Raw genomic sequence first — 7701 nt, 5'->3', positions numbered from 1 at the left:
TGAATATTACCGTTTACAACATTTGTTGTGTAGCTTTGCCTGTGTCGTTTACTTTTGAATTTCGGGAATTTGGCATTTCCCTTGAAGAATGCTTTATATGCCTTATCCAAATTTAGTTGTGCGTTCGCTAACGCTAAGGAATCTACCTCCTTTAGCCATTCGTACTCTTTCTTGTATTTGGCAGGAGTAGGGTTCTTCACCTTTTTTAAGGCATCTTTATCCTCTTTTAATAACTCATAAGTCTCTTTACGTTCAGCTAACATCTTGTTGTAGACAAAACGGACACATCCAAACGTTTTGCGTATGATCAAAGCCTGTTCTTCTGTTGGATACAATCTAAACTTGTACGCTTTATTTTGTTTAGCCATATCAAATCACCTCACTTTATCCCTTGATTTTCAATATATTTTTTCACCACTTCAATTGGTGAACCACCAGTCGTCAACAAACAAAAACTTCTTGACCAAAACATTTCTTTCCATAATTTTTTACGAACATGAGGAAAATCCTTCTTGATAAGTCTTGAACTGGCACTTTTATAGGCATTGATGAATTTCGATAATTCACTGTTAGGTTGTGCTTTGAACAAAATATGAATATGGTCCATATCGTGGTTCCATTCAACTAATGTAATATTATACCTTTCACTCAATGTCACAAATTTATCTTTGGCATAATCTGAAATGGTATCATCTATTACTTTTCTACGATACTTCACGACTAACACAAGATGATAATACATCGAGAACACTGAATGGTTATTACTATCTAATTTCATTTTTATATCAATCCTTATGTTTTATAAGACTGATTATACCTTAATGAACAATAAAGGCAAAAGAAAAAGCCTTGGGGCTGTCGCCCAACCGAAATTCATCTCCCCCTTACCATTGGGCTACGCCCTTCACACGCTTGAAGAGGGAGACTTCTTTCGGAAGTGCGTTAAACAACAGAACGATTCCAATGACGGTGAGCCGCTATTGCCTCTTTAAATTCCTTTGAAAACTTTCTCATATCATTCCCTACCACGACACCAGGATTTCCAACAAAGTGATTTACCTCAAACCATTTAATACCTTCGTGAGTTGCCCCAATCGGCTTATAATGAGAAAAAGCTTTATCAATAAAATATGCTGCATCTTTATTAAACTTTTTGCTTGTTTTACTTCCATTTATCATATATACCGCATCAAATAATACTGAATTCGTCGTTTCAAACGTATTATCTACTTCAAGTTCGGTACCTTTATTACCTACTACTTTCCCAAAGTTTTCGCTAATGATTTCAGGTTGAATTCCAGATGACTTTAATGCATCTAATACAAACAACACATCCGATTCAGGAAATCCATCTGTCAGAATTACAGCTACTTTTCTTGTTTCTACTGTTTTCTTCGTATTTTCCAAGCTCAAAGCTGGGGATGTTTTTGTTATGTTCGAAATCCCGCTTTTAGGCGGTGTTAACCCCAAATACGTGGCAATTTCCGTAGCTAATTGCAAATTAACATTGCCAAACATATCAACAACCTGCTGCTTCACAGATTCACTATGCACCTTACCTAATTCAAACTGAAACGCGTTTATAATATGTTTTTTCTCCGCATCGCTCATGCTATTCCAAAACAATGTGGCTTGAGAAAAGTGATCGGCAAAACTTTCACTTCTCGCCTGAACTTTTCGTCCTTCTACTTTTTCTTCATAATGTTTAAATCCACCTTCTGCCACACTTGCTTCAGCAGGTGTATTTCCCCACAACGTATTTTTATGATAGCTTACTTTCCCAACATTTATCGTTTGGCGATGATACCCATCACGCTGATTATTATGGAATGGACAAACCGGCCTATTAATCGGGATTTCATGAAAATTAGGACCACCAAGGCGGATTAGTTGTGTATCGGTATAAGAAAAAAGACGTCCCTGTAATAATGGATCATTGGTGAAATCAATTCCTGGAACGACATGACCGGGATGAAAGGCCACTTGCTCTGTTTCAGCAAATACATTATCGACATTACGATTCAATGTCATTTTACCTATGATTTTCACCGGTACATCTTCTTCTGGCCAAAGTTTCGTTGAATCTAAAATGTCAAAATCAAATTTAAATTCATCTTTTTCTTCAATAATTTGAACCCCTAATTCGTATTCAGGATAATTTCCCCTTTCAATATTTTCCCATAAATCACGACGATGGAAATCAGGATCCCTACCCGCTATTTCCTGCGCTTCATCCCAGATTAAAGAATGTGCACCTAATGTAGGCTTCCAATGGAACTTAACAAAGTGTGCTTTCCCTTCATCATTCACAAAACGAAAAGTATGAACGCCGAAACCTTCCATCATCCTGAAACTTCTAGGGATAGCACGATCAGACATAAGCCACATCGTCATATGGGCCGACTCTTGATTCGCGACGACAAAATCCCAATACGTATCATGTGCAGAACTAGCCTGTGGCATTTCATTATGTGGCTCCGGTTTAATGGCGTGGACAATATCAGGAAATTTGATTCCATCTTGAATAAAGAAGACGGGCATATTATTCGCAACTAAATCATAATTTCCTTCTTCCGTATAAAACTTCGTTGCAAACCCACGCACATCCCGAAACGTATCCGACGATCCACGATTTCCAACTACCGTTGAGAAACGGACAAAAACCGGCGTCTTCACAGTTGGATCCTGTAAAAACTTTGCTCTTGTATACTGCTTCATACTCTCATAAACTTGAAACTCTCCGTGCGCTGCATACCCACGTGCATGTACTACTCGTTCAGGAATTCTTTCATGATCAAAATGCGTCATTTTTTCACGAAAATGAAAGTCCTCCATCAAAGTCGGTCCACGTACACCTGCTTTTAACGAAAATTCATCCTCAGACACCTTTAGTCCTTGATTTGTTGTTAATTTTTCCCCTTTATCATGGACACGAAAAATTTCCAATTGTTCATCCTTCTTATTTTTTCGATCATTAGTCATTAATCACAATCCTCCTCCCAGTAAATAGTATGAACGCCTATGATAAAGGGTGATAAAACAACAGTGTAAAAGATTGACAGATTGCTAAAAACAGATTATATTGAATATATTGGTTAACAACGATTCCATAGCTCAGCTGGGAGAGCACTACCTTGACAGGGTAGGGGTCGCTGGTTCGAGTCCAGTTGGAATCATCTGAAACAAAAGCCTGAATCTCTTGTGAATCAAGGGGTACGGGCTTTTTTTATAGTCCAAAAATAGTATTAGTTTTTTGAAATAGAAAAAGACGATCCAGCTTAGATCGCCTTGTTTTACTTGCAGCATATAGTGAATTATGTTTCAACAATTGCACCGATAGTTGAATACCGAGTATTATTTCATTCTTTCCAAAATTAAATAGTCCTTCGTTTTAAATATCATTATATCGTGTTTCTCTGCAAATCCAATTAAATGTTCATACGCTTCTTGAGGTTCAAGTACAGATAATCTAATGTTGATTCCTTTTTTCACCTTTATAATTGCAGACTTTTTAGCCCACCCGACACGTATCAATTTCAGTTGATTTACTTGGCCTGGGTAAATTTCCTTTTGAATGATAGGTTTATTAAATAATAATATTTCATATATTAAATGGTCGGTGTGGATGGTAAATTTAAAACGAAAAGAAGCTAACCCTATTGCGATTAATAAAATGAATAAGAATAGCGATAAAGAGCGTCCGTAATAAGTTGACAATACATCCCACAATATAATAATAAATATAGTACTAAAAATTGATATCCTTTGCGAATTTATATTATACTCCACCGGAATCCCCCTCTCCCAAAGAAAGAATCAATTTACTAAACTATCCCACTGTCTTAGTAAAAATAGAACGCCACAGGAACATTGTTAAATTAAAAAACTATTTTTTCTAACAAGACCCTCTTAAAAATTACTGCAATACTATTAAGTTTTTTCTTCACCTGTTGGAAATCTAAAATCAAGAATATAATAAATAGAATAAGCTGAATAAGTCCATAAAAACCTAAAAATCAAGAGAAAACAGCTACATCTTAAGCTAATATCTTAGAAAGAAACATCGCCAATGAATGTGCCACCATAATATATGTATATAAGTTCTAAATCTATATTTTTCAATAAAGCCATAGACCATTATACAGATTGCTATTTTTTAATAATACTTCGCTATTACTTAAATCCTTCTCTCCAATAATATTTTGTGTTCATTTTAACACCTCTTATCCTATTAACCTGCCATTTAGCACAATAGAAGCTGTCTAATCGATAACTCATTCGTTCTTTAAGGCACCAGTACCGGAACTAAAACAGCAGGCTTTGAAAATGCATAATGATTATAACTAATGTAGATAAAGATCCTGCAAACAATAAAGTTATCATTTTTCGCCAGTTTATCTCTTTTGAAGATTTTACAGATTCTCGAGACACCGTAACCCATATTGCCATAGATACTATAACTAAGATGAAAATAACTTCTTTGGACATCTTTGACACCTCCATCATTTTTATTAATCAACGTACCTTATGTACGAATTAGAAAAATTAAAGTTTCACTATTATGGAATGTTGCCAGTAGATTATTTAAGAAACCAGATTCATTTTATTCAATTAGATCGTGTAATAATAGTGATTGTTGTGTTTTTTATTAGCTTTTCAGTTTTTAATCAGAAACAATAAGAGGTTTCTTGCATTCGGTCAAACGTGGGTAGATTGAAGCGGTGCAATCTTTAGGATATATTTTTCTTCCATACGTTAAGGAAGGTAATTGTACCTCAAGCCCTTGTTGAAGCCCTCCCTGATATAATGAGCCTGTTTTTAGTTATTATAAAAGCTTTATCCTTTGCGAACTTTATTATTAAAGAAAATAATACAAAATGATGATACAGTAACACATACGTCAATGAGTGCCGGAATACAAGGAGAAAATCAATATTCCGCAACTCATACAGCCAATACATACACTATGCCTGAAAAGTAAGTATCAAATTGTTCAATTAAAAAAATTAGATGATCAAATTAGGCATTTACTAGATGCTTTTCTCGTTTAAAGAGTTCATACTGTGATAATGTTTTAAATTAAATAGAAAGTCTAATCAAAATTAAAATGATACATGCTAAAAACAATGAGACTGGGACATAACTAGCCAAAAAAAGTAAAATAAAAAGGTTCCAAGCAATAAAAAATTTACTTGGAACCTTTTTTGTGTTTTTTTCCATCTTCCGCCACTATTTTACCGTCCATGGCGGCGTTTTTTCTCAAGTTAACCGCCACCCATGCAAATGCTAATTCATTTTTCACCATCTGTTTTCCCCTAAAGGAAAAACGGGTAAAACCCAAATTAGCCTTCAGAAAACCAAACACTGGTTCTGCGTCAATTTACGTTTTCCGTAAATTTCACCAGTTTTCTCGTCTGAAAGCTTCGTGCGTACATATTCTTTTTGGAACTCCCACTTTTCATTCATGTAGACCGTTCGGTTGTTCCCTTCTTTTGCTTTCGTGCATAAATCGCGGAGTGGACAGCCCAAATAGTCCTCACATTTTTACACTTTAAATTCACTGGTGAATCCGTACCTGTCTGTTCGTTTGGAATGATGGCTAAACCGTACTTTTTTACGACCAGAAAACGCGGATTGCGTATACCCACACAAAATGATTTTCAACATCATACGAGGATGGTACGCAGGACGCCCGGTTTGTCGTACGAAGTCCTCGAAAGCCTCTTCCGGAATACTCTCGACAAGATCATGGATCGCAAAGGCAATATCGTTTTCTTTCAATTTAATTTCTAAATCTAGTGGCAAAACTACTTGGTTCATGGTATAATGTTTAAACATAAGGACACCTCCAAAATTATTGTTTGCTCACTTTAATTTTATCAAAAGGTGTCCTTTTTGGTTACTAAAATAACGTTAAAAAAAGGCGTGGGGTCTACACTTTTTTAGTGTAAACTCCAACGCCTTAATTTTTATTTACTGGAGTTTTTTCCCAGCTTCTTCTAATACACCTTCCTTAAACGGAGTTCAAATTATTAATAAACAAGGTAAAAATAGACCACATAATCTAATAGACTAAGCCACTCTACTAAACTGCCAATTTATGACTCCTTATCTAAGGATTACACCAAATAATTAAATAAGGAATAACTAGTAATATAAAAAATATGAAAAGGAAAAAAATAAAATTAGGGATATAATAACCCTAATCCAGGTCAATTTTTTACTTATCCCTGCTTTATTTTCCAAGTAATTAATATACCCAATCGTTAATATAAAGCCAAAAATTATAAGTGCGTATCCTGTATTATCATTTTCTTTAATCAGATACCTTATTGCAGCTAAAATAATCAGTATGGTTCCAATTGTCCCCAAAACCATATTGAAATACAAAATTCGTTTATCTTCTTTCAATATCGATACCTCCTTCTTCCAATAAAATTTTCTAGTATTATATTTCAATAATATTGTGAAATAGAAACAAACGGCCCGGTTCGGATTACCTTGCTTTACTTGCACCAATTGTGAATTAGTGTTATTCCCTATTATTTATATTTAGCGACTTATAAAAGGAAAAAACCACAGTAGAAAGTCCAATTCCAAAAAGAATGCTACCAGTCACTAAAAAATTATTTGTCTTCGCCTTTACCTTAAATTCATAATCCATTGTGTCAATGTTATCTAAAGTAGCCAACAAACCATTAGTTAAGGTTGTTCCAAAATCATCACTAAAAAAAATAAGTATCAGTCCAATAACTCCTAGCAACGCACCTAAAATCATTAAACCTTTTATTTTATCCTTCCTCATATTCTTGCTCCTCCTTGATACTTCTTTTTTAACGCCACGCCATTTAGCTAGAATTCTTTGTAATGTAATATTAGCATGATATTTCAATTACTTATTAAAAATATTAGTTACTAATTTGACAGATTACCTTAGCAAGCTGCACAAATTATCTCCGTTAATAACAAAAGTCCGAATCTCTTATACAGAGCTTCAGACTTTGCTTAATACCCCTTCCTCAATCGAAGTTCAAATTTATTAATAAACAAGGTGAAAATAGAACACAAAATCCAATAGACGAAAGCCGCAGCAACAAACGCCTCGATATAGCTAAAATTATAAGCACCTAACAATTTTGCTTGTCCAAAAATATCTACAACCGATATTAAATACGCCAAGGATAAAGCTTTTATAATAACTAAAAACGAGTTCATGATATCAGGGAGCGCCTCAACAAGGGCTTGTGGTATAATTACCTTCCATAGCGTATGGAAGAAACCATATCCTAAAGATTGCGCTGCTTCAATCTGCCCGCGTTCGACCGAATGCAAGGAACCTCTTATTGTTTCTGATTGGAAAACTGAAAAACTAATAGAAAATACGACAATAACTGTTATGACAGGATCTAACTGATGAGGATTAAAATCTATACCCATCAACGATACAATATATTGAACGATAAAAGGTAAAGAGTAATATCCTAAGTATAATAAAACAACATTAGGCGTACCCCTTAAAAAAGATTGGACTACTGTAATAATAGTAAAAAGGATTGGTATTTTCTTTCGTTGGATAAGAGCCAGACATCCCCCCATAAATAGGGATAGTATTAGGATAATAACTGCCAATAGCAACGTTTGAGGTACAACCTTTAAAATGCTGAAAAAGTCTTCAATTAAAACATCTAATTGAAACATTTA

Annotated in this window: 8 protein-coding genes, 1 tRNA gene and 2 pseudogenes; 1 reads left to right on the top strand and 10 read right to left on the bottom strand. The window is 34.6% G+C overall.

The window, feature by feature from the left end; translation table 11 throughout:
- The 3 genes from KM885_RS08560 to KM885_RS08550 form a co-directional block, all read right to left on the bottom strand.
- Positions 1-368: helix-turn-helix domain-containing protein (locus KM885_RS08560; protein WP_216883783.1), on the bottom strand; the 368-nt coding region annotated here is incomplete at its 3' end.
- Between the two features lie 11 nt (positions 369-379).
- Entirely contained in the window at positions 380-778 is a 399-nt protein-coding gene (tnpA, locus tag KM885_RS08555) for an IS200/IS605 family transposase (protein ID WP_216883782.1), read from the bottom strand.
- Positions 779-942: 164 nt separating this feature from the next.
- Complete coding sequence (locus KM885_RS08550; protein WP_047184240.1) at positions 943-2982, bottom strand: catalase; 2040 nt, start codon at positions 2980-2982, stop codon at positions 943-945.
- Positions 2983-3103: 121 nt separating this feature from the next.
- On the opposite strand from KM885_RS08550, the gene KM885_RS08545 reads away from it, so the two are divergent.
- Positions 3104-3176: transfer RNA gene (locus tag KM885_RS08545), tRNA-Val, on the top strand.
- Positions 3177-3354: 178 nt separating this feature from the next.
- Here KM885_RS08545 and KM885_RS08540 read toward each other — a convergent pair.
- From KM885_RS08540 to KM885_RS08515, 7 genes and pseudogenes are all read right to left on the bottom strand, one after another.
- On the bottom strand, positions 3355-3789 hold the full coding sequence (locus KM885_RS08540; RefSeq protein ID WP_047186222.1) for a hypothetical protein: 435 nt from the start codon (positions 3787-3789) through the stop codon (positions 3355-3357).
- Positions 3790-4305: 516 nt separating this feature from the next.
- Positions 4306-4488: a hypothetical protein gene (locus tag KM885_RS08535; protein WP_047186223.1), complete on the bottom strand. Its 183-nt coding sequence runs from the start codon at positions 4486-4488 to the stop codon at positions 4306-4308.
- 629 nt (positions 4489-5117) lie between these two features.
- Positions 5118-5616, bottom strand: a pseudogene (locus KM885_RS08530) (transposase); the annotation flags it as partial.
- A pseudogene (locus KM885_RS18255) lies at positions 5614-5838 on the bottom strand (transposase); the annotation flags it as partial. The pseudogenes KM885_RS08530 and KM885_RS18255, both read right to left, overlap by 3 nt.
- 309 nt (positions 5839-6147) lie before the next feature.
- Positions 6148-6411 (bottom strand): hypothetical protein, encoded by a 264-nt coding sequence (locus KM885_RS08525; RefSeq protein ID WP_047186225.1) that lies wholly within the window; start codon positions 6409-6411, stop codon positions 6148-6150.
- Between the two features lie 121 nt (positions 6412-6532).
- A complete protein-coding gene (locus KM885_RS08520; protein ID WP_047186226.1) occupies positions 6533-6805 on the bottom strand; it encodes a hypothetical protein in 273 nt (90 codons plus the stop codon).
- Positions 6806-7005: 200 nt separating this feature from the next.
- Positions 7006-7698: an amino acid ABC transporter permease gene (locus KM885_RS08515; protein ID WP_204798578.1), complete on the bottom strand. Its 693-nt coding sequence runs from the start codon at positions 7696-7698 to the stop codon at positions 7006-7008.
- Positions 7699-7701 lie beyond the last annotated feature (3 nt).

Source organism: Oceanobacillus caeni (assembly GCF_019037185.1).
Lineage (GTDB): Bacteria > Bacillota > Bacilli > Bacillales > Amphibacillaceae > Oceanobacillus > Oceanobacillus caeni.
This window is presented reverse-complemented; position numbering and strand designations above follow the sequence as displayed.

Bases quoted from the DNA above. Each gene is read 5' to 3' on its own strand.
- KM885_RS08520 (WP_047186226.1), bottom strand. From the start codon at position 6,805: ATGAGGAAGGATAAAATAAAAGGTTTAATGATTTTAGGTGCGTTGCTA.
- KM885_RS08515 (WP_204798578.1), bottom strand. From the start codon at position 7,698: ATGTTTCAATTAGATGTTTTAATTGAAGACTTTTTCAGCATTTTAAAG.
- KM885_RS08550 (WP_047184240.1), bottom strand. From the start codon at position 2,982: ATGACTAATGATCGAAAAAATAAGAAGGATGAACAATTGGAAATTTTT.
- tnpA (WP_216883782.1), bottom strand. From the start codon at position 778: ATGAAATTAGATAGTAATAACCATTCAGTGTTCTCGATGTATTATCAT.
- KM885_RS08535 (WP_047186223.1), bottom strand. From the start codon at position 4,488: ATGTCCAAAGAAGTTATTTTCATCTTAGTTATAGTATCTATGGCAATA.